11 protein-coding genes are annotated in these 23,376 nt (G+C 37.1%); all 11 read left to right on the forward strand.

The features are described 5' to 3' along the window. Positions 1-8 precede the first annotated feature (8 nt). The 11 genes from AC07N0_RS17515 to AC07N0_RS17565 all read left to right on the forward strand — a co-directional run bounded on the left by AC07N0_RS17515 (position 9) and on the right by AC07N0_RS17565 (position 23,370). Positions 9-3,578, forward strand: a complete 3,570-nt coding sequence (locus AC07N0_RS17515) for a PVC-type heme-binding CxxCH protein (protein WP_494590214.1) — start codon at positions 9-11, stop codon at positions 3,576-3,578. 34 nt (positions 3,579-3,612) lie between these two features. Then, on the forward strand, positions 3,613-4,383 hold the full coding sequence (locus AC07N0_RS17520) for a ThuA domain-containing protein (RefSeq protein WP_494590215.1): 771 nt from the start codon (positions 3,613-3,615) through the stop codon (positions 4,381-4,383). 37 nt (positions 4,384-4,420) lie between these two features. Beyond that, positions 4,421-5,548, forward strand: coding sequence for a Gfo/Idh/MocA family protein (locus tag AC07N0_RS17525; protein ID WP_494590216.1), 1,128 nt, complete (start codon positions 4,421-4,423; stop codon positions 5,546-5,548). 11 nt (positions 5,549-5,559) lie between these two features. Then, positions 5,560-6,486, forward strand: a complete 927-nt coding sequence (locus AC07N0_RS17530) for a sugar phosphate isomerase/epimerase family protein (protein WP_494590217.1) — start codon at positions 5,560-5,562, stop codon at positions 6,484-6,486. Positions 6,487-6,828: 342 nt separating this feature from the next. Then, positions 6,829-9,591 carry a family 78 glycoside hydrolase catalytic domain gene (locus AC07N0_RS17535; RefSeq protein WP_494590218.1) on the forward strand — a complete coding sequence of 921 codons (2,763 nt, stop codon included), beginning with the start codon at positions 6,829-6,831 and terminating at the stop codon, positions 9,589-9,591. Between the two features lie 22 nt (positions 9,592-9,613). Continuing rightward, the gene (locus AC07N0_RS17540; RefSeq protein WP_494590219.1) at positions 9,614-10,717 is read left to right on the forward strand and encodes a glycosylase; all 1,104 of its coding nucleotides are present in this window, start codon (positions 9,614-9,616) and stop codon (positions 10,715-10,717) included. 29 nt (positions 10,718-10,746) lie between these two features. After that, positions 10,747-13,158: a beta-galactosidase GalB gene (gene galB, locus AC07N0_RS17545; RefSeq protein ID WP_494590220.1), complete on the forward strand. Its 2,412-nt coding sequence runs from the start codon at positions 10,747-10,749 to the stop codon at positions 13,156-13,158. Between the two features lie 74 nt (positions 13,159-13,232). Beyond that, positions 13,233-16,658 carry a glycosyl hydrolase gene (locus tag AC07N0_RS17550; RefSeq protein ID WP_494590221.1) on the forward strand — a complete coding sequence of 1,142 codons (3,426 nt, stop codon included), beginning with the start codon at positions 13,233-13,235 and terminating at the stop codon, positions 16,656-16,658. 235 nt (positions 16,659-16,893) lie between these two features. Beyond that, positions 16,894-17,967 carry a mandelate racemase/muconate lactonizing enzyme family protein gene (locus AC07N0_RS17555; RefSeq protein WP_494590222.1) on the forward strand — a complete coding sequence of 358 codons (1,074 nt, stop codon included), beginning with the start codon at positions 16,894-16,896 and terminating at the stop codon, positions 17,965-17,967. A 53-nt stretch (positions 17,968-18,020) separates the two neighbouring features. Beyond that, positions 18,021-21,308 (forward strand): glycoside hydrolase family 2 TIM barrel-domain containing protein, encoded by a 3,288-nt coding sequence (locus AC07N0_RS17560; protein WP_494590223.1) that lies wholly within the window; start codon positions 18,021-18,023, stop codon positions 21,306-21,308. A 28-nt stretch (positions 21,309-21,336) separates the two neighbouring features. Continuing rightward, complete coding sequence (locus AC07N0_RS17565; protein ID WP_494590224.1) at positions 21,337-23,370, forward strand: aceric acid hydrolase; 2,034 nt, start codon at positions 21,337-21,339, stop codon at positions 23,368-23,370. The last annotated feature ends 6 nt before the right edge of the window (positions 23,371-23,376 follow it).

A 23,376-nucleotide genomic window follows, 5' to 3' on the forward strand; every position in this document is an offset into this window, starting at 1 on the left:
CAGTAAATATGAGAAAAAGTATTTTACTGGTACTGGTCGGATTGTTTTTCCAAACCTGTACCAATAATAAGAATTTGTCTGGAAAAAGCGTAAACAATGAGGTTTCCAACCAAAAAGATGCAAGACGAGCAGAAGTATTATTTTTAGGGCATAATAGCAAACACCACGACTCTGGTAAATATGCTCCTTGGCTTGCGATTAAACTTTTCAAAAGTGGTATCAACTTAACGTATACCACAACAGTAAACGATTTGAATGTCGAAAACCTAAGTAAATATGATGGATTGATTATTTACGCAAACCACGATTCGCTTTCTGCGTCGCAGGAACAAGCGTTAAAGAATTTTGTTGAAGGAGGAAAAGGTCTTATCCCTTTACATTCTGCGGCAGGTTGTTTTAAAAACTCTGATTGGTATATTAAAACCATTGGCGGTCAATTCAAGTCGCATGATGTTGATACCTTTTCTGCCACTATTGTGAATGCTTCACATCCTATCATGAAAGGTATTACCAGTTTTAGTACTTGGGATGAAACCTATGTACATAAAAATATCAATCCTGATAGAAAAATCCTTACTGAAAGAATTGAAAATGGGACTCATGAAGCCTATACTTGGATAAGAAACCAAGGAAAAGGCAGGTTTTTTTATACTGCTTATGGGCATAATGATAGCACTTGGACCAACAAAGGCTTTTTGGATTTAGTGAGAAACGGCGTGGTGTGGGCATTAGGCGACGACGTAAAAAAGCGCATTGAAAAATTAAACATTCCAGATGTAGATATTTATAATTCAGACTCTATTTCCAATTATGCTGTCCGTCATAATGTTCCTAAGATACAAGAAGCATTATCTCCAGAAGAATCTCAGAAACTGACACAAGTAGCTGTAGATTTTGATGTAAAACTTTTTGCCTCTGAACCCGATATTATTAACCCAATTGCCATGGCTTGGGATGAAAAAGGGCGTTTATGGATTGTAGAGTCTGTTGATTATCCTAATACTTTCAAAGAGAGTGATGGGGTTGCCAACGACAGAATTAAAATTTGTGAAGATACCGATGGGGATGGGAAAGCTGACAAATTCACTGTTTTTGCCGACGATTTGAATATTCCGACGAGTATGGTTTTTGCCAATGGCGGAGTAATCGTTTCGATGGCACCCCATTTTGTTTTCTTGAAAGATACTAATGGTGACGATAAAGCAGATGTTAAAGAAATCATCATGTCGGGTTGGGGTAAAAATGATACGCATGCAGGGCCTTCAAACTTACAATATGGGTTTGATAATAAAATCTGGGGAGTGTTGGGCTTTTCAGGCTTCAATGGCGTTGTTGATGGAAAAAAACAGAATTTTGGACAAGGCGTGTATCGTTTTAATCCGAATGGAAAAAACCTTGAATACTTATCCTCAACGAGTAACAATACATGGGGCTTAGGTTTTTCAGAAGAAAACAATGTATTTATTTCAACTGCCAATAATACACATAGTGCTTATTATTCAATGCCAGCAAGGTTGAATCAGCGAACATTTCAAGGAGGAGTACAGCCTGTTCAAAAAATTGATGGTCATTATGATGTGCACGTAATGACGCCAAATTTACGTCAGGTAGACGTAGTAGGAGGGTTTACTGCCGCTTCAGGACATCATTTATATACGGCAAGAAACTTCCCGAAAGAATATTGGAATAGAATTGCTTTTGTGACAGAACCAACGGTTAGATTAATTCACAATGCTGTAATAGAGCCAGATGGAGCAGGATTTAAGGAAAAAGACGCTTGGAATTTAATGGCAAGCTCAGATGAATGGTTTGGACCAGTGCATGCAGAGGTTGGACCAGACGGTGCTGTTTGGGTAGCAGATTGGTATAACTTTATTATTCAACATAATGTGTTTGTGCCTGCGCAAGCCCCTTCAGGGACTATTTTGCCCCCTAATACTAGTCAGCCTCATGGAAAAGGAAATGCATTTTCGAGTCCATTAAGAGATACCAATCATGGACGTATATATAGAGTCGTTTATAAAAATGCCAAGAAAGAAAAACCGTTAAAATTATCTAAAGACGATATACAAGGGTTGTTGGCTGCTTTAGAAAACGATAATATGTTCTGGAGAATGACGGCTCAGCGTTTACTAGTAGAAACCAACAATACATCTGTTGCACCTGCGTTATATGCCATCATCAACAAAACCAATGTTGACGAAATCGGGTTAAATAGCCCAGCAGTACACGCCCTTTGGACGCTCCAAGGCTTAGGCTTATTAGATGGTACACATCCAGAAGCTTTGCAGGTAGCCTTCAAGGCAATGTCGCATCCTGCATCGGGTGTTCGCAAAGCAGCGATTGAGGTTTTGCCAAAGTCACAAGAAGTTTTTGATAACATCTTGAAAAGCGGAATGCTTTTAGACCAAAATCTAAATGTTCGCAAATCAGCCCTATTAGCAATTGCGGATGCCCCTGCTTCGGAAACGCTAGGAGAGCTATTGTATACTGCCTCAAAAGATGAAAAAAATGTAAAAGACGAGTGGTTATCAAAAGCATTGTTTGCTGCCGCCATTACCCATGAAAATGGATTTATAAAGGCTTACCAAAGGAATGCAAGTGCTGAAATCCAAGAATCGGCTTTTACAAAAAGTATTATCGAGACCCTTAACAAGGAAGTATATGTGTTGGGTAGAAGAAATGTGATGCAATATTCACCAAATGTGGTAAGCAAAGAGATTATCATAAAAGCCAACATCACTAAACCGAACAATAATCGTGAATTGCAAGGAATGATTTTGGCTCAAGGTGATAAAAACAACGGTTACGCATTGTTTATTCAAGAGGGGAAAATAAAGCTAGTGTACAGTAACAATGGGAAAGTAATTCAAACAGAAAGTAACGAACCTTTGCCAGAAAAATTTGAATTAGTAGCAGAGCTTTCTGCCAATGAAGGGGCAATAATAAAAGTAGATGGTAAAACAGTCGCTAATATTAAAGGAGTTGACTTATTCGAAAGTCCACTAGTAACATCTTTGAGAACAGGGTTTGATTTTGAAGATGAAACCAAGATGGGCAACTATCAAGGAGCTTTTAACTTAAATGGAAATCTGCAAAATATTTCTTTAGAACTTAGAAAACCGAAAGTAATAGAACACCATCACGATAACCATGCTATAGCCTCATCTGAGAAGGTAGAATCAAAAACTGTGGCTACGTCATCAACTATTGATTTGAAAATTGAGAAAGAAGTAATGCAGTTTGATCAAAAATTGATTCAAGTAAAAGCAGGACAGAAGATAACCATCAATATCGAAAATCCAGATGGAATGCAACACAATTTTGTCATCATCAAACCAGGAACACTCAATAAAGTAGGAGCTGCTGCCGATGCCCTAGCTCGTGACCCTAAAGGTGCTGAAAAGAATTATGTCCCTAAAATGCCAGAGGTATTGTTCGCTACAAAACTAATTAATACCGATGAAACTGTAACCCTTGAATTCACTGCACCTACGCAAGCAGGAGACTATACGTTTGTGTGTACTTTTCCCGGACATTGGCGAGGAATGAATGGTATCCTGAGAATTGTAAAATAGCGTTAATTGAACCTTTTATAAATGTATTTTTAGTATGAAAAATAACAAGTCTTACTTTTTTCAAGAACTCGGATATAGCCGTTTCCTACTGTTTTTGCTATTACTTTCAGTATGTAACATGGGTGAAAGCATGGGTATTCCGCCAAATAGCAAGAAAAAAAATAAATCTATCAGGGCGTTAATTGTGGGCGGTGGTTCATCACATGATTTTGACAAATGGTATAAAACTGCCGATGTCGAAACGTTGGAAAAGGACGGTTTAGCAAAGGTTATTTATACCGATAATCCTAAAACGATTTTAGCCACTTTACCCGAAATAGATGTACTGATATTATGCAATAATCAGCCAATAGCAGACGAAGCAACCAGAAAAGCCATTTTTGATTTTGTAGAGGCGGGTCATGGATTAATGCTATGTCATGCAGCACTTTGGTACAATTGGGCAGATTGGCCTGCTTACAATACCAATTTGGTAAGTGGTGGTACTCGTGGGCACGACCGTTATGGGGCGTTTGACGTGAATATTGTTAATCCAAAACATCCCATAACAAAGAAAACCACACCACAATTTAGTTTGAAAGATGAATTGTATCATTATCAACTAGATACTAATGGCCCTGGGATAGAAGTATTGGCAACAGGAAATGTGGCGGGGTCAGATAAAATATATCCTCTTTTGTTTGTCGTAAAACATCCAAAAGCGAGAATTGTAGGCTTTACTTTAGGGCACGATGCCGAATCGCATAATATTTTGCCTTATCAAACACTGCTCAGAAATACACTTAAATGGGTAGCCAAAAAATAAATTAAAACATACAAAGAACAAAGAAAAATTTACAGTTATGAGTCAGAAAAAAATCACTGTGGTTATTGTAGGAATGGGTTTTGGTAAAGAGTTTATCCCTATTTATCAGAGCCATCCAAATATCAAAGCCGTTGGAATTTGTACTAGAAATCCAAAAACATTAGATGAATTGGCGACTAAATTCAACTTGGATAGAAACTTATGTTTTGAAAACTTTGAAGATGTCCCTAAAAGAGATGATGTAGATGCGATTCATATTGTAACACCTGTGCCAGAACACGCTCACATGACGCTCGCTTCCTTGAATGCCAACAAACATACAGCTTGTACTATTCCGATGGCGATGACTGTTGAAGATTGCAAGGCAATCGTTGAAGCAAAACGGAAAGCGAAAAAGGTGTATATGATGATGGAAACAGCTTTGTATACACGTGAATTTTTATACGGTTTGAAATTAGCAGAAACGGGACAATTGGGCAGAATTCAATTTGTAAGAGGTTCGCACATTCAAGATATGAGCATGGAAGGTTGGGGAGAATATTGGAAAGGCTTTCCACCAATGTTAAATGGAACACATGCTATCTCGCCCTTATTGCGTATTAATAATACCAAGGCTGAATCTGTAGTTTGTCACGGTTCTGGTAGACTAAGTGAAGATTTAGCCAAACGCTATGGTTCGCCATTTGCGGTTGAAACGGCCACTTTTACCTTGAAAAACTCTGATGTAATTGCAGAAGCAACCCGTTCATTGTTTGATGTCGTGCGTCAATACCGTGAAAGCTATGATGTATATGGCGATAAAATGTCATTTGAATGGGAACAATTGCAAGATGAATCTCATGTGATTTTTGACGGAGGAGAAAATGCTTCAAGAATTGACGTGCCAGATACCGATGAATTATTGATTGAAGAAATTGCCCATTTTACCAAAAGAGAGAAAATAGACGACCCAAATCACGTGTCCTTTTTACAAGGTGCTGGTCATGGAGGCTCTCACCCACATTTAGTGCAAGAATTTGTGGCAGCCATTATTGAAAACAGAAACTCAGTGGTTGATGCTGATGTAGCGGCTAATTATACTTGTGCAGGAATTTGTGCGCATGAGTCGGCCATGAATGGAGGTAAGAGAGTGTTGATTCCTGATTTTGACATAGAAGAAGCTTAACAGACAAAAGGTTGAGAATTAGATTAGTTTTTACTGAACGGAGGGTGAATTTCATTCTCCTGTTTTCACCATTAAATGATAATTTAGTTATGTTGTTTGGAGCAAGTACTTTTGTTTGGACTTCACCATTTTCAACGGAAACATTTGATATTGCTCATACGATTAAAAAAATGGGCTATGATATCATTGAAGTAGCTGTAGAAGATGTCGATGCCATTGATTGGGTAAAACTCAAAGAGATTGTTAAAGAGATAGATTTGAAAGTTACCATCAGTGGTGCTTTTGGGGCAGAACGTGATATTTCGAGTACCGAGCAGGCTTTTCGTAAGCAAGGGAAAAAATACATCATTGACTGTATCAAAATTGCCCATTTTATGGAGAGTCCCATTTTTGGTGGGCCCGTCTATTCAGCAGTGGGGAAAACCCGTTTGGTAGCTGATGAACAGAAAAAACAAGAAAGAGCATGGTGTGTAGCAACGTTGCAAGAGGTAGGAAAAGTAGCCCAAGACTATGGAATAGTGGTAGGAGTAGAGCCCTTGAATCGTTTTGAAACCGATATGATAAATACAGTTGACCAAGTAATTTCACTGGTCAAAGAAATATCGAATCCTGCAATACAAATTGTGATGGATACTTTTCATGCTAATATTGAAGAAAAGAATATTCCAAATGCCATTCGAAAAATTGGCAAGGACTTACTCTGCCATATACAAGGCAATGAAAGCGACCGAGGAACCCCTGGGGCTGGTCATATAGATTGGTTAGGTATCAAAGAAGCACTTGTAGAAATAGATTATCAAGGAGCTATCGTACTCGAAACCTTTGGCGCTCCTTCCAAAGAATTGGCAAGAGCAGCCTCCATTTGGAGACCTCTGGCCAATAGTGCAGACGAATTAGCACAAGAAGGATTAAATTTCTATCAATCTGTTTTTAGATAAATCAAAATAAGTAATTAGGAATATACCTTTTATGCTTCCGATAATTGACAGCATCTCTTCCTGTTGATTATCGGAATTTTTATGTCCCTTCGAAAATTAACCAATATTTTCACTGCTGTTTCCTTATTTTATTACAATGCATAAATTGTACAATTGAGCCTTTTGTTTTAAAGATAAAATTGTATAATACATTGAGAAAATGGTACAAATATGTATTTTTGGCTATTCTTAACTTTGTATGCTGACAGAACTATTCCAAGAAATTAACATAACTTTTATTTTTTGAGATAGCCAGTCAACAAAAAAATCACATATAGCTAAATGAAGAGCAATACATTTTGTATGAAAAAAATTACGTTGATATTTTGCTGTTTACTCTCATTAAATACGATTGCTCAAACTGTGCAAATCAGTAATTTACGTTGCGAGTATCGTTTGAACCCTCTTGGCGTTCAAACTACTTCTCCAAAACTTAGTTGGCAAATACAATCTTCACAACGGAATGTTTTACAAAGTGCCTATCAGATTTTAGTGGCAGATAGCCCTGAGACATTGGCTAAAAATCAAGGTAATGTTTGGGATTCTGGCAAAATATTTTCAAATAACTCTCTTCAAGTAAATTATCAAGGAAAGCCTTTGCTGGCTACTAAAAACTATTTCTGGAAGGTGAAAATTTGGGATAACCAAGCCCATGCTACTAGTTGGAGTAAAGCTAATTTTTGGCAAATGGGCTTATTAAACAAAGCCGACTGGAAAGGTGCTCATTGGATTACCAACCAAAAGCTAGCAGATACCTTGGTAAGCATTTTACCAACAGATGGGAAAAAAGACAAAATTCAAGGAAGTAATATTTTGCCAATTTTTAGAAAAAGCTTTGCGATAACCAAGACTGTAAAAAAAGCAACGATGTTTATAGCTGGCTTAGGGCATTTTGAAATGAGTTTGAATGGCAAAAAAGTAGGAGACCATTTCTTGGATGCAGGTTGGACTAAATATGATAAGCAAGTACAATATGTAACATTTGATTTAACCCAACAGCTACAAAAAGGGGAGAATGTAGTAGGGGTAATGTTGGGAAATGGTTTTTATTATATCCCTCCTGTAAAAGACCGTTATAGAAAACTGAAAGTTTCTTTTGGTTACCCAAAAATGATTTGCCGTTTAGCCTTAGAATATTCGGATGGTTCTACCAGTACAATTGTAAGTGATAATTCGTGGAAAATGACAGCTAGCCCTATTACTTTTTCAAGTATTTATGGAGGAGAAAACTATAATGCAAACTTAGCACAAAAAGGATGGGATACGCCAACTTTTAATGACCAAACGTGGAAACCAGCCATGGTTGTAGAGGGAGATGTTGAACTTACTTCACAAATGCAAGAACCTGTAAAAGTGTTTGATAACTTTTTACCAAAAAGTATCAAGAAACTTCCTTCTGGTAATTGGATATACGATTTAGCCCAAAATGCTTCGGGAATTATTCAGCTAAAAGTAAAAGGGAAAATGGGCGATACCGTTCGTGTGATTCCAGCTGAGTTGATAAAGGAAGATGGTTCTGCCAATCAAAAAGCTACGGGTAGTCCTTATTATTATGAATATATCTTAAAAGGTGATGGTATTGAAACTTGGCAACCTCGATTTTCATATTATGGGTTCAGGTACTTAGAAGTAAAAGGCGGCGTTCCCGAAGGACAAGAAAACCCTAACAATAAGCCAACAATCATTGAATTGAAAGGATTGCATATTAGAAATGCTGCCGAAACAGCAGGTAATTTTACTAGTTCAAGCGAATTGTTCAACAAGACAAATAAATTGATTGACTGGGCTATCAAGAGTAATATGGTTTCTGTTTTTACCGATTGTCCACATCGCGAAAAATTAGGCTGGTTAGAAGAACTTCATTTGATGGGAAGTTCGGTGCGATATAATTACAATATTCAAAATTTATTGAAAAAAGGCATTGAAGACATGAAAAACTCTCAGACTGCTGAAGGACTAATTCCTGCCATTGCACCAGAGTATGTAAAATTTGAATGGGGGGGTAATGATATGTTCAGAGATTCACCAGAATGGGGGAGTAGTGGTATTATTGTTCCGTGGTATTTATATGAATGGTATGGAGAAAAAAGCACATTAGAAGAAAATTACCCGATGATGCAACGCTATATGACTTACTTAGGAAAAAAAGCAAAAAATCATATCTTATCACAAGGGTTAGGTGATTGGTACGACCTCGGTCCAAAGCCTCCTGGGGTATCACAACTTACTCTGATGGGTGTTACGGGAACGGCTACTTATTATTATGATTTAACAATTCTGGAGAAAATAGCTACTATTTTACATAAAACGGATGACGCTCAAACATATAAAAATTTAGCCATTGAAGTAAGAAAAGCCTTTAATGATACCTTCTTCAATAAGGTAACCAAGCAGTATGCTACTGGCAGTCAGACGGCTAATGCCATGGCTGTTTATATGCAATTAGTGGATCCTGCTGATAAGGATGCAGTAGTTGAAAACATGATTCAAGAAATAAAAGCGAGGAACAATAGCCTAAGTGCTGGTGATATTGGTTATCGCTATGTATTAAGGGTTTTAGAAGATGCAGGGCGTTCAGATGTGATTTTTGATATGAACAATCGCTCTGATGTGCCTGGATATGGCTATCAATTAGCGAAAGGAGCTACTGCTCTGACAGAATCTTGGCAAGCATTGCCTTCGGTTTCTAACAATCACTTTATGCTAGGGCATTTAATGGAATGGTTCTATAGCGGACTATTAGGCATCAAACAACCAGAAAATGGACATGCTTTCAAAAGTATTGAAATAAACCCACAAATCGTTGATGGACTTAATTTCGCCAAAGGGCATTACGATTCCCCTTATGGTATCATTCGCTCGGAATGGAATAAAACCAATAATTCCTTTGAATTAAAGGTCAGCATCCCAGCCAATGCTTCTGCTACGATTTATGTGCCATCAAAAAATACCTCAAACATTAAAGAAACGACTTCAATGAAAGGAATTGAAAAAGTTGGATTTAACAATGGTAAAACAATCTTGAAAGTTGGCTCAGGAAATTATCATTTTGTGGTGGAGAATTAATAAAGTCTTTAAAGAATAAAAAATGAAAATTACTAATACCCTAATAGGATTGTTTGTCCTATGCGCTATTACTACCTGTGCTCAAACAGTAAAAAACGATATTTCTGATGGTGAAATGGAAGTCATTTATCAAGCCGTGAAAACGCCTTATAAATATGGATTAGTGATGACGCCTGATGATAATAACCAGAAAATGGACTGTCCAACTGTCTTTAAAAAAGGGAAGAAATGGTACATGACCTACTTGATTTTTGGAGGCAAAGGGTATGAAACTTGGTTAGCCCAAAGTAATGATTTATTGAATTGGGAAAATGTAGGGAAAATCATGTCCTTTACTGATTCTACACAGTGGGACGGAAGCCAAAAAGCAGGGTATGTAGCTTTGCAAGATACCCAATGGGAGGGGAGCTATGCCTTAAAAAAATATGATGGAAAATATTGGATGTCATATTTCGGAGGAAATACGCGTGGTTATGAAGCAGGTGATTTATCGGCAGGAATAGCCTTTACGACCGAAGACCCCACTACAGCACATGAGTGGAAAAGAAAACCTACGCCAATTTTAACAGCAAAAGATGATGATGTAAGATGGTGGGAAAATAGGAAACTATTTAAAAGTACCGTTATTGAGGATAAACAAAGACTTACAGGCCACCAATTTGTAATGTTTTATAATGCTAATGGCGATTCTGCTAAAAACAATGTGAAAACTCGTTGGTTCGAACGCATCGGCATGGCAGTCTCTGATAATATGCTTGATTGGAAGAGAATGATTAATGAACCAATCATTCAACACCCTGTGGGCATTACTGGCGACCCTGTTATTCAAAAGATAGGCGATACTTGGGTGATGTTTTACTTTGGAGCTTTCTGGAAAGATAGAAAAGGCGCCTTCAACCGTTTTGCCGCTTCAAAAGACTTGATTCATTGGACAGATTGGAACGGAGATAATCTGGTGCAGTCTTCCGAGCCTTATGATGAATTGTATGCACATAAATCTTATGTCGTTAAGCATAAAGGGATCGTTTACCATTTTTACTGTGCTGTGAATAAAAAAGACCAACGAGGAATAGCAGTAGCTACTTCTAAAGATTTAGGGAAAAGTAAAAAGACTTTTGTGAAGTAACTGTTAGCATTTAAACCACATCAATTTCTATGAAGAAATTCTTTTATATATTATTACTAATTGCAATCACTATTGAAGGGTTTTCCCAACAAAAAAGTAGAGAAATAACTGACTTTAACAAGTCTTGGAAATTTTCATTTGAAAATAACGAAAAGGCTATCACTAATCAGTTTAATGATGCTCATTGGAGAGTCCTGAATCTTCCTCACGACTGGAGTATTGAAGGACAATTTAGTGCAGAACACTTGTCTACTACTCAGGGCGGTGCTTTGCCTACTGGCTTAGCATGGTATCGTAAAAGTTTTTTAATGCCGTCAACAGCACAGCATAAAATAGTTTGGATTGAATTCGATGGCGTTTATCGCAACAGTGAAGTTTGGATTAATGGTCATTATTTAGGCAAACGCCCAAATGGCTATGCTAGTTTTCGATATGAACTGACTAAGTTTTTGAAATTTGGGAAAGAAAAAAATGTAATTGCCGTAAAAGTTGATAATTCTGAACAACCCAATTCTCGGTGGTATTCAGGCTCAGGGATTTACAGAAATGTAAGAATAATTATCACTGCCCCGATTGCTATTGATCAATGGGGCGTTTTTGCAACCACTCCTAAAATAAGTGCTGAAGAAGCGGAAGTAAGCATAGAAGTCAATCTGCTCAATAAAACTAACAAAACTCAATCAATTTCTATCACTTCAAATCTTATTGATGCGGATGGAAAAACGATAACGAGCGAAACATCGAAAAACATTTCGATAAAAGATAGTACAGGTAAATATTTTCAACAATTGAAAATTGCTAAGCCCAAGCTTTGGTCAATCAACGCCCCTTATTTATATAAAGTAGTAACGAAGGTTTATCAGAATAATCAAGAAATAGATGTGAGCGAAACACCTCTAGGTATTCGCTTTTTTAGTTTTGACTCCACAAAAGGATTTTCATTGAATGGAGAACCCACCAAGATTCAAGGTGTTTGTATGCACCATGATTTAGGGGCATTGGGTGCTGCCGTGAATGTGAGGGCGATGGAACGTCAGCTAGAATTATTAAAAGCTATGGGTTGTAATGGTATTCGTACTGCTCATAATCCTCCTGCACCAGAATTTTTAGATTTATGCGATAAGATGGGCTTTATCGTCATGGATGAAGCTTTTGATATGTGGAAAAAAAGAAAGTCAAAGAAAGATTATTCGGCTGACTGGAATGCTTGGCATCAAAAAGATTTAGAGGATTTTATTAAAAGAGACCGCAATCACCCCGCTATTTTTATGTGGAGTATAGGCAATGAAATCAGAGAACAGTTTGATAGTACAGGGGTTACTATTACTAGAGAATTAGCAGGAATTGTGAAAAAACTAGATAATACTCGTATTGTTACTTCTGCATTGACAGAAAACGAACCCGCTAAAAACTTTATCTTTCAATCGGGGGCTTTAGATTTATTAGGATTCAATTATAAACATGAGGGCTATCCAGATTTTCTCAAGAATTTCCCTAATCAAAAATTTATTGCTTCAGAAACAGCTTCTGCCTTAGAATCGCGAGGACGTTATGAAATGCCTCAGGAAAAAATTCAATTTTCATCAAGAGATGTAAAAACACAGGCTAGAAATGCTGATTGGACAGTTTCGGCCTATGACAATGTAGCAGCGTATTGGGGAACAACCCACGAAGAAGCTTGGAAAGCTGTAAAAAATGCTCCTTTTATCGCAGGCACTTATGTATGGACAGGCTTTGATTACTTAGGGGAACCACATCCCTATCCTTGGCCAGCTCGCAGTGCCTACTTTGGAATCATTGATTTAGCAGGCTTCCCCAAAGATGTGTATTATATGTATCAAAGTGAATGGACTGATAAACCCGTTTTGCATTTATTACCACATTGGAATTGGGAAAAAGGCAAGACCGTTGATGTATGGGCGTATTATTCACAAGCGGATGAAGTAGAGCTATTTTTGAATGATAAATCTTTAGGGATTAAACAAAAAGGAACTGATGAATTCCATGTAAAATGGTCGGTCAATTATGAAGCAGGGATATTAAAAGCGGTTTCAAGAAAAGCTGGGAAAATAATACTGACACAAGAAATTAAAACAGCAGGAAAAGCTTTTAAAATAAAAGCAACAGCAGACCATCAATTGATAAAAGCAGATGGCAAGGATTTGTCCTTCATAAAAATAAGTATCGTTGATGAAAATGGAAATACAGTTCCTGAAGCTAGTCATTTAGTGAATTTCAGCATAGAAGGAGAAGGGACTATTGTGGGAGTTGATAATGGTTACCAAGCAAGTTTAGAACCTTTCAAAGCCAATTATAGAAGAGCATTTAACGGTCTTTGTTTAGCCATTGTCCAAGCTTCTGAAACAGCAGGAAAGATAGTTTTAAAAGCAAGTGCAGAAGGTTTACAGTCAGATACAATTATTATAGAAACTAAGAAATGAGCGAGTCTAAACATACATTTTTGAGTAAAAAGAATATACTTATCAGTAAAATCAGTAGACTTTTATTAATAAGCATGCTTTTTTATTTCAGTGCATATAATGGTTGGGGACAATCTAAAGGAGGATTGGCTACTATTATTCCTCAAAATCAACAAAGCATTAAAGCGGCTAAACCGTGGGTCTTTTGGTATTGGATGCAAGCGAGTGTTTCTAAAGAAGGTATTACCGCAGACTTGGAAGCCATGAAAGAGGCTGGAATAGGAGGAGCATACTTAATGCCTATAAAAGGTGCAACAAATCCTCCCATTTTTACCCCAGTAGCGGAACAGTTAACACCGTTTTGGTGGGACATGGTAAAACATTCCATGAATGAGGTCGCTCGATTAAACCTAGAAATGGGGATGCACATTAGTGATGGGTTTGCTTTGGCAGGCGGACCGTGGATTACACCTGAACTTTCTATGCAAAAAATAGTTTCTTCAAAAATGTATATAAAAGGCGGTCAACGTATAGATATACAGTTGACCCAACCTAATAACAATGAGCATTATTATAAAGACATAGCAGTATATGCGTTTCCTTCTTTAACGGGAGCAGGGCAATCTACTAAAAACATTGTACCCATTGTAAGTTCAAACAAACCCGACATAAACCCTCAGTTTTTAGTAAAAGAAGGTAACAAAGAAAGCTTTAAAAGCGATGAGCCATGCTGGATTCAATATGCTTTTGAAACCCCTTTTACTTGTAGAACTATTGTTGTAAAAACGGGAGGAAACAATTATCAAGCTCAACGTTTATTGATTGAAGTTAGTGATGATGGAAAGAGTTTTAGGTCTATTGGAAGACTAGAATCTCCCAGACATGGCTGGCAAGATACAGATGCTAATATTACTCATTCCATCGTGCCAACAACGGCTAAATACTTCCGTTTTATATATGAAAAAACAGGAAGTGAACCAGGTTCAGAAGATTTAGATGCAGCAAAGTGGAAACCAAGTTTTAAAACTGTCGGTATTGAATTATCATCTGAACCAAGTATTCATCAGTTCGAAGGCAAGGCCGCAGAAGTATGGCGAATAAGCAAGGAAAGTTCATCAGAGCAACTGCCTGATAATCTATGTGTTCCATTCAATAAAATCATTAATATCACTGATAAACTTACGAGAGAAGGAAGGTTAGTCTGGGACGCTCCTGACGGTTCTTGGACTATTCTGCGTGTTGGTCATACTTCTACAGGACATACTAATGCTACTGGTGGAGCAGGTAAGGGATTAGAATGTGATAAATTTAACCCGATTGCTATCAAACTACAGTTTGATAATTGGTTTGGAGAAGCTCAACGTCAGCTTGGACCAGAACTGAGCAAAAAGGCTTTGAAAGTTTTTCATGTAGATAGTTGGGAATGTGGAAGTCAGAATTGGTCATCCGTTTTCATAGAAGAATTTCAAAAAAGAAGAGGGTATGATATATTGCCATATTTGCCTATCGTAACAGGACTTCCTGTAGAAAATAATCAATTTTCAGAACAGTTTTTATATGACTTTCGTCAGACGGTTTCAGAATTGGTGGTTGATAAATTTTATAAAACGCTGGCAGATTTAACCAAAGCAAATGGGTTGAAATTCACTGCTGAAAGTGTTGCTCCAACCATGACGAGTGACGGATTAGCACATTACAAATTAGTTGATGTGCCAATGGGCGAATTTTGGTTAAATAGTCCCACGCACGACAAACCAAACGATATGCTTGATGCCATTTCGGCGGGACATATTTATGGTAAGCCCATCATTCAAGCGGAAGCATTTACTACTTTAAGGATGACATGGAATGAACATCCTGCAATGTTAAAAACCTTGCAAGACAGAAATTATGCATTAGGAATTAATAAATTAGTATACCATGTTTTCATGCACAATCCTTGGATGGATAGAAAACCCGGCATGACGTTGGATGGTGTAGGTTTATATTTTCAAAGAGACCAAACTTGGTGGAAAATGGGAAAAGCGTGGGTTGACTATGCACAACGCTGTCAGCAGTTATTACAAATAGGTGTTCCAGTTGCCGATTTAGCCGTTTTTGTAGGAGATGACATTCCAAGACGTTCGGTTTTGCCAGACCGACTAGTACCAACATTAAGCGGATTATTTGGCAAAGAGGTCGTTGATGCAGAAGCCAAAAGATTAACCAATGAAGGACAACCTTTAAGACAAATTCCTACAAGCGTTACACATTCGGCTAACATGGCTGACCCTGAAAACTGGGTGAATGCGTTAAAGGGTTATGCCTATGATTCTTTTAGTCAGGATGCTCTTTTAAATACCGCTAAAGTGAACAATGGGAAAGTTATATTTGGGGATGGTACTAGCTATAGTGTAATAGTATTGCCTAAAAAGCATCAAATGACACCCAATGCCAACGATATGTCTGCCCAAACGGCTCAAAAATTATTGGCGTTGGTAAATGAAGGAGCGACATTGATTATTGGTGACAAACCAATAGTTGAATTCGGAACAAAAAGTAACGATGCTGTAGCAACCTTTGCAAAACAATGTTGGGAAGGAGATTTTGAAGTAATGTTGGATGGTGAAAACAAAATTTTCTATAAAACAATCGGAAAAGGGAAAGTTGTAAAAAGTCCTTACGAGGCTAGTACTTTAGCCAAAATCGGTATTGAGCAGGACGTGATTATCAAAGATGAACATGGAAACTATGCCAAAGGCATTGCTTATACGCATAAAAAAGCACTGGATTTGGAATTGTACTTTCTTGCTAATCAAGAAAATAAGGAAAGAGTATTAGATTTTTCTTTAAGAGCAAAAGGGAAAAATATTCAATTGTACGATGCTGTGAATGATAAAACTTTTTCGCCTAATGCTTGGAAAACTGAAAACGGTAGAACGAATTTGAGGTTAAAATTGGATGCAAATGCCTCAGTTTTTGTGATTTTTAAAGACTATTTTGTTAATGTTTCAAAAGCTGACAAAGCTAAAAACTGGCAAGAATTTAAAGAAATAAAAACTCTAGATAAAGCTTGGAACGTAGATTTTGAGGATACTAAATCGAACAAAAAAATTACTAAAACATTTGAAAAATTAAGTGATTGGACAACCAATGCTGATTCTTTAATTCGTTATTACGCAGGTACAGCCGACTACCATCAAAACTTTCAGATGAATAGTTTGCCAAATAAGAACCAACAAATTTGGCTGGATTTAGGAAAAGTTGCTAACCTCGCCGAAATAAAAGTAAATGGAGTTTCTTGTGGTATTGTCTGGACAGCACCTTATCGAGTAGATATCAGCAAAGCATTGAAAGTTGGCAACAATGAATTAACGATTGACATAACGAATACGTGGGCGAATAGATTGATGGGCGATATGCTTTTACCAGAAGATAAAAGAACTACTAAAACTACTGCGCCGATGAAATATTTAGAAGGAAAGCCCTTGTATGAATCAGGTTTATTAGGACCAGTGAAGCTCTTAGAGAGTCAACCATAAAAAAACGATTGTTCAAATTTTACTATTAGGGTGCCACTTAAGTCGCACCCTAATAGTAAGATGGTATTGATTAGGTACCTGCTCAATTAATATATCTCAAACATTTGTACATCTATTGAATGCTGAAAAACGCTATTGACTTTCATGCAAACATCCTACAATATCTTGTGAAAATATTATATATAATACAGGTATATTACTATTAATTTTGATTTTTTATACAATCGCTTTTAATATGTATTCAATCCAAAAATATTCAGTTTTTACTGCAAAAGCTACATTAGCAAAACCAATCTCTGATGCTACACATACGCTGACTGAAATCTCCTTTTTAGTATTAAGAATCGAAACGCAAAATGGTATCATTGGAGAATCATATTTATTAAGTTTTCAGTACAGTCCTAGAGCCATAGCAGGAGCCTTAAAAGACGTCGGTGAAATGTTGATTGGCGAACAGGTTTTTGATACCGTAAAAGTTTTCGAAAAGCTAAACCATGCCAATGAATATTTTGGAATGGAAGGTATAAATCGATGGGCACAAGCAGCTTTTAATATTGCGATGTGGGATGCTTGGTGTAAAATATTAAATCAGCCTATCTGGAAAGTTTTAGGTTCGTCAAGGAGTGAAGTACCTATTTATGGAAGTGGGGGTTGGATTTCATATACTACAGATGAATTAATTGACGAGGTTAGCAATTATAAAAGTCGTGGTTTCAAGGCAGTAAAAATAAAAGTAGGCAAACCCGAGTGGAAAGAAGATTTAGAACGCTTGAAACTGGTTCGAGAAGCTGTTGGAAATGACATCAATATCATGATGGATGCCAACCAAGGAATGACAGTGCCAAATGCTTTAGCCTTAGCTCGCGCGGCCAGAGAACTGAATATTCAGTGGTTTGAAGAACCAATCGACCATACGGATTTTGAAGGGTATAAATTATTAAGAACCCAAGCTGGTATTTCTTTAGCAATGGGCGAAAGAGAATATTCAACGCTACCCTTACGCGAACTATTACAAAGAAATGCCATTGATATTTGGCAACCCGATATTTTAAGATTAGGAGGAGTAGAGGCTTGGCGGAATAGTGCGGCATTAGCGGGTAGCTATAATATTCCTGTTTTACCGCATTATTACAAAGACTATGATATTCCATTGCTTTGTACAATTTCAAATGGAGTAGGGGCAGAATCATTCGACTGGATTGACCCTTTGATTGATTATCCTTTGGAAATAAAGAATGGGATGGCAAAACCACATGATCGTGCTGGTTGGGGTTTTTCATTTAAAGATGAATACCTTACTGAAATCTAGTTTGCTTTTATCTTATTCATTATCAATTGTTTATTAGTATACATTAAATGAAGATGTTAAAATATTTACTTTTCTTAGGCTGTTTCATACATGTTGCAAGCTACGCTCAGTTGGTTGATAAAACACCAGCCGCTGTGCCAAATGCTCCAACCATTTATCAGACTGAGCCTTATGAAGACCCAACAGTCAGTGGGATTAATAGGGATGCATCAAGAGCAACAGCCTATTCTTATGATAATATTCAGCGTGCAATCTCGGGCAATCGTGAAAAGAGTAATCGTTATCTATCCTTAAATGGTAATTGGGATTTTAGCTTTGCACTAAAACCCGCTGATGCCCCAAAAGATTTTTATAAAAGTAGGGTTAGTGGTTGGAAAACAATCCCAGTACCTTCAAATTGGGAAATGCAGGGGTATGACAAACCTATTTATAAAAGTGCGGTATATCCTTTTAGGCCAGTAAATCCGCCCTTTGTTCCTAAAGATTATAATGGAGTGGGCTGTTATCAGCGTACATTTTCAATCCCTGCTAATTGGAAAGAAAGTAATGTTACCCTGCATTTCGGAGGCGTAAGTTCGGCTTATAAAGTGTGGTTAAATGGCAAATTTGTTGGGTATGCTGAGGATAGTTTTCTTTCTTCTGAATTCAATATTACGCCTTATTTACAAGAAGGAGAAAATGTTTTATCAGTATGGGTAATTCGATGGAGTGATGGTTCTTTTTTGGAAGACCAAGACCAATGGCGATTAAGTGGTATCCATCGTGAAGTATATCTTCATGCTGAGCCTAAAATCAGAATTGCAGATTTTTTTTATCAAACTAAATTAGATAAAGATTATAAAGATGCCTTGTTAAGTATCCGTCCAAGAATTGAAAACCTAACAGGGAAAGAAATAGTGGGCTATCAATTGAAAGCACAATTATATGACAAAAACAATGTACCTATTTTTGAAAAGCCTCTTGAAAAAAGTGTTGAGTCTATCATCAACGAAATCTATCCACGCTTAGATAATGCTAAATTTGGCTTATTAGAAAGTAAGGTTAAAAACCCTGAAAAGTGGAGTGATGAAATCCCTAATCTATATACGTTAGTGCTTTCTTTAGAAGATAGTTTGGGACGGGTGCTAGAAGCTAAAAGCTGTAAACTAGGTTTTCGTTCAATTGAATTTTCAAAAGAAAATAGCAAATTGTTAATAAATGGAAAGGTAACGTATTTGTATGGCGTTAATCGTCCAGACCATCATGCTACAAAAGGTAAGGCATTATCCAGAGAAGATATTCTACAGGATATTCTTACCATCAAACGTTTCAATTTTAACTGTATTCGTGCAAGTCATTATCCAAGTGACCCATATTTGTATGACTTGTGTGACGAATATGGTATTATGGTTATTGACGAAGCCAATCTCGAAACGCATGGACTAGGCTCAAAACTAAGCAATGATGCTACTTGGACTGGGGCATATTTGGAACGAAGTAGCAGGATGGCTTTACGAGATAAAAATCACCCATCTATTATATTTTGGAGTTTGGGAAATGAAGCTGGTCGCGGACCAAATCATGCTGCAATGGCTGCTTGGATACATGATTTTGACATTACTCGACCTGTACATTATGAACCAGCTATGGGAAGTCCCAATATGGAAGGATATATGGACAATAAAGACCCGAAATATTTAAAACCTAATGACCATTCGCATCGTCTCCAGAATCCGTTAGACCAATATTATGTAGATATTGTCAGTAGAATGTACCCAGCCATGTACACGCCTGAATTATTGGCAAATCAGCCAAATGGTGATACTAGGCCTATTTTCTTTTGCGAGTATGCCCATGCGATGGGAAATAGTGCGGGAAATTTAAAGGAGTTCTGGGACTTGTTCCGTAAAACGAAAAGAGTAATAGGAGGGTGTATCTGGGAATTTAAAGACCAAGGGTTATTCAAAAAAGACTCGGCTACTGGCAAAGAGTTTTATGCGTATGGGGGAGACTTTGGGGAAAAATACTTCGATAATTTTACTATTAAAGGTGTTGTTGCTTCAGATGGCAGACCTAAAGCAGCCATGTATGAATGTAAAAGAGTATTCCAAGGCGTGGAATCGGTATTAGAAAATGCGGAGAAAGGAATTATAAAAATAGCAAACCGCCATGCTACTAAATCTTTGAGTGATTATACGGTTTTATTATCAGTAATAGAAGATGGCAAAGTGCTTTTTACGAAGGAACTGCCTAAAATGAACGTTTCAGCAGGAAGTGATACACTGGTTAATATCCTACCATATTTGCCTAAATTCAAGACAAACAAAGAATACTTTGCAACATTACACTTTACCTTATCCAAAAAAGAAGCATGGGCAGACAAAGGTTTTGAAGTAGCTTCTAACCAATTTGCCTTAACTGAATTAATTGCACATCAATCAGAGAAGAAAGCCATTGTAACTGTCGATTTACAAGAAACAGATAATACATTTTTGTTAAGCGGCAAAAGTTTTCAAATTAAAATTGACAAGAAAAATGGCGCTTTAGCATCCTATTTATTCAAAGGTAAAGAACAGATTTTTAATCCATTATTGCCAAAATTTAGTCGTCCGCTGACTGATAACGACCGTCGTGGTTGGAAGGCTCAGCGCAAATTAAAACAATGGTATAATGTAGTGTTAAAAACAAAAAGCTGTACCGTGAAGATGAGTTCTAAAAACGCTGTCATAATTACTAGCTACTATACCTTAGTAAATGATAGTGCCTCTGTCCAAGTAAATTATACGATTAATGGCGATGGCGTTGTAAAAGTAAATTATGACTTTAAAGCGTCTCCTGCGTTACCTAACATTCCTAAAATCGGGATGCAGTGTGGGATTGAAAGAACTTTTGAAAATATAACATGGTATGGCAGAGGAGTATTAGAAAATTATATTGACCGTCGTTATGGATTTGATATTGGTATTTATCAGCAAAATATTCAAGATTTTATGGAGCCTTATGCTGTTCCACAAGAGAATGGTAATAGAACAGATGTTCGCTGGATGTATTTAGCAAACAAAAAGCAAGAAGGATTATTAGTAGTAGCGGATAGTTTGTTAAGCATGAGTGCCAGACCTTATACCGACCAAAATATCGAAACAGCTAAGCATACTTTTAACTTAAATGATGCTGGTTTTATCAACCTGAATATAGATTTAATACAAATGGGCGTAGGCGGGAATGATAGTTGGAGTGATGTGGCAGCACCTTTAGAGCAGTATCAAATAAAAGCGAAACCCTATCAATATACATTTTTCATCATGCCATTTAATGCTGTAAAAGAATCGGTAGGATTAAAAGCAAAAGACCTGAGGTTTTAGTTGAGAAATTTTCAATGATTAAAGAAATATGAACAGAATAATCAAGAAAGTGGGAACATTACTTATAGTGATGATTTCTTTCTATCATTTGCAAGCACAAAACAAAGGCTTGGTGAATACCTCTAAAAGTCCAAATGCTAAATTACAAAGCATTGATTTTGGCGATGTAACGTGGACTTCTGGTTTTTGGGCAGACCGTTTTGCCGTTTGTCGTTCGGCTATGGTGCCAACTTTATGGAAAAATTATACGGATGCTAACCTAAGTCATTCTTTCAAAAACTTTGAAATAGCCGCAGGGTTAGAGAATGGCGTTTTTAAAGGACCATCGTTTCATGACGGTGATTTTTATAAAACCCTTGAAGCTGTAGCTAGTATGTATGCTACGACGAAAGATAAGAAATTGGATGAGTTGATGGATCATGCCATTGAGGTGATTGGTAAAGCCCAAATGCCAGATGGATATATTTACACCAAGGCGATTATTCAACAAAAGAAAACAGGGGAGCAAAAGATGTTTGATGACAAACTGAGCTTTGAAGCCTACAATTTCGGACATTTAATGACTGCCGCTTGTGTACATTATAGGGTAACAGGCAAAACAACTTTATTAAATATTGCCAAAAAAGCGACAGACTTTTTAATTGGGTTTTATAATAATGCTAGTCCTGAGCAAGCCAGAAATGCCATTTGTCCTTCACACTATATGGGCATTATTGAAATGTACAGAACTACAGGTGAGCAGAAATATTTAACGCTTGCTAAAAAACTTATCAATATCCGTGGACTTTCGGAAGGCACTGACGACAATTCAGATAGAGTACCGTTCAGACAAATGAAAAAAGTAGTTGGGCATGCCGTAAGAGCTAATTATTTGTTTGCAGGAGCGGCCGATATTTTTGCCGAAACAGGAGATAGTACTTTATTATCAACGTTAGATTTGATGTGGGACGATGTTATTAACCATAAAATGTATATTACGGGTGGCTGTGGTGCTTTATACGATGGTGTTTCACCGGAGGGGACATCATATAAACCTGATACGGTTCAGAAAGTACATCAATCTTATGGCAAATCGTATCAATTACCCAACCATTCAGCACACAATGAAACTTGTGCCAACATTGGAAATTTATTATGGAACTGGCGTATGCTTCAAATTACGAGCGAAGCCAAGTATGCTGATATAATGGAATTGGCTTTGTATAATAGCATTTTGTCGGGCATTAGTTTAGATGGTGATAAGTTTTTTTATACTAATCCTTTAAGTGCATCAGATGCTTATCCTTATCAATTGCGTTGGATGGGTGGTAGACAAAAATATATCAGTAAGTCAAACTGCTGTCCACCGAATACAGTAAGAACCATCGCACAAATAAATAACTATGCCTATAGTGTCTCTGAAAAAGGATTATGGTTGAATCTGTATGGTGCGAATACACTTTCTACTTCTTTGAAAGATGGTTCAAAAATTAGCTTGACACAAGAGACTAATTATCCTTGGGATGGAAATATTAATATATCCTTGAAAGAAGTGCCACAAAATGCCTTTTCAGTTTTCGTAAGAATTCCAGAATGGAGCAAAGGTGCGAAGATTAAGATTAATGGTAAACCTTTTACAGGAAAAATTGAAGGAGGAAATTATGTTGAATTGAATAGAAAATGGTCGGTTGCTGATAAGATAGAAATTGTTTTACCGATGACGGTAAAATTAATTGAAGCTAACCCTTTGGCGGAAGAAATTAGAAACCAAGTGGCAGTAAAAAGAGGGCCAATTGTATATTGTTTAGAGTCAGTTGATAACAGTCAATTAAAGTTAAATACCCTTGCCATTTCTCCAAAAAGCAAATGGAAAACAACCTCAATGACGATAGAAAATAGCCCAATCACCGCATTAGAAGGCGAAGCTAAAATTATTGATGGTTCAGATACGTGGACTAATAAATTATACAGAGAAGTTTCTGAACAAGTTCCCGTTTCAGCCAAGGTACGCTTAATCCCCTATTATGCTTGGAGTAACCGTGGGCATTCTGAAATGGAAGTATGGATTCCAATAAGTAGATAAAATTTT

The organism is Arcicella sp. GW821-FHT09D11 (assembly GCF_059416265.1).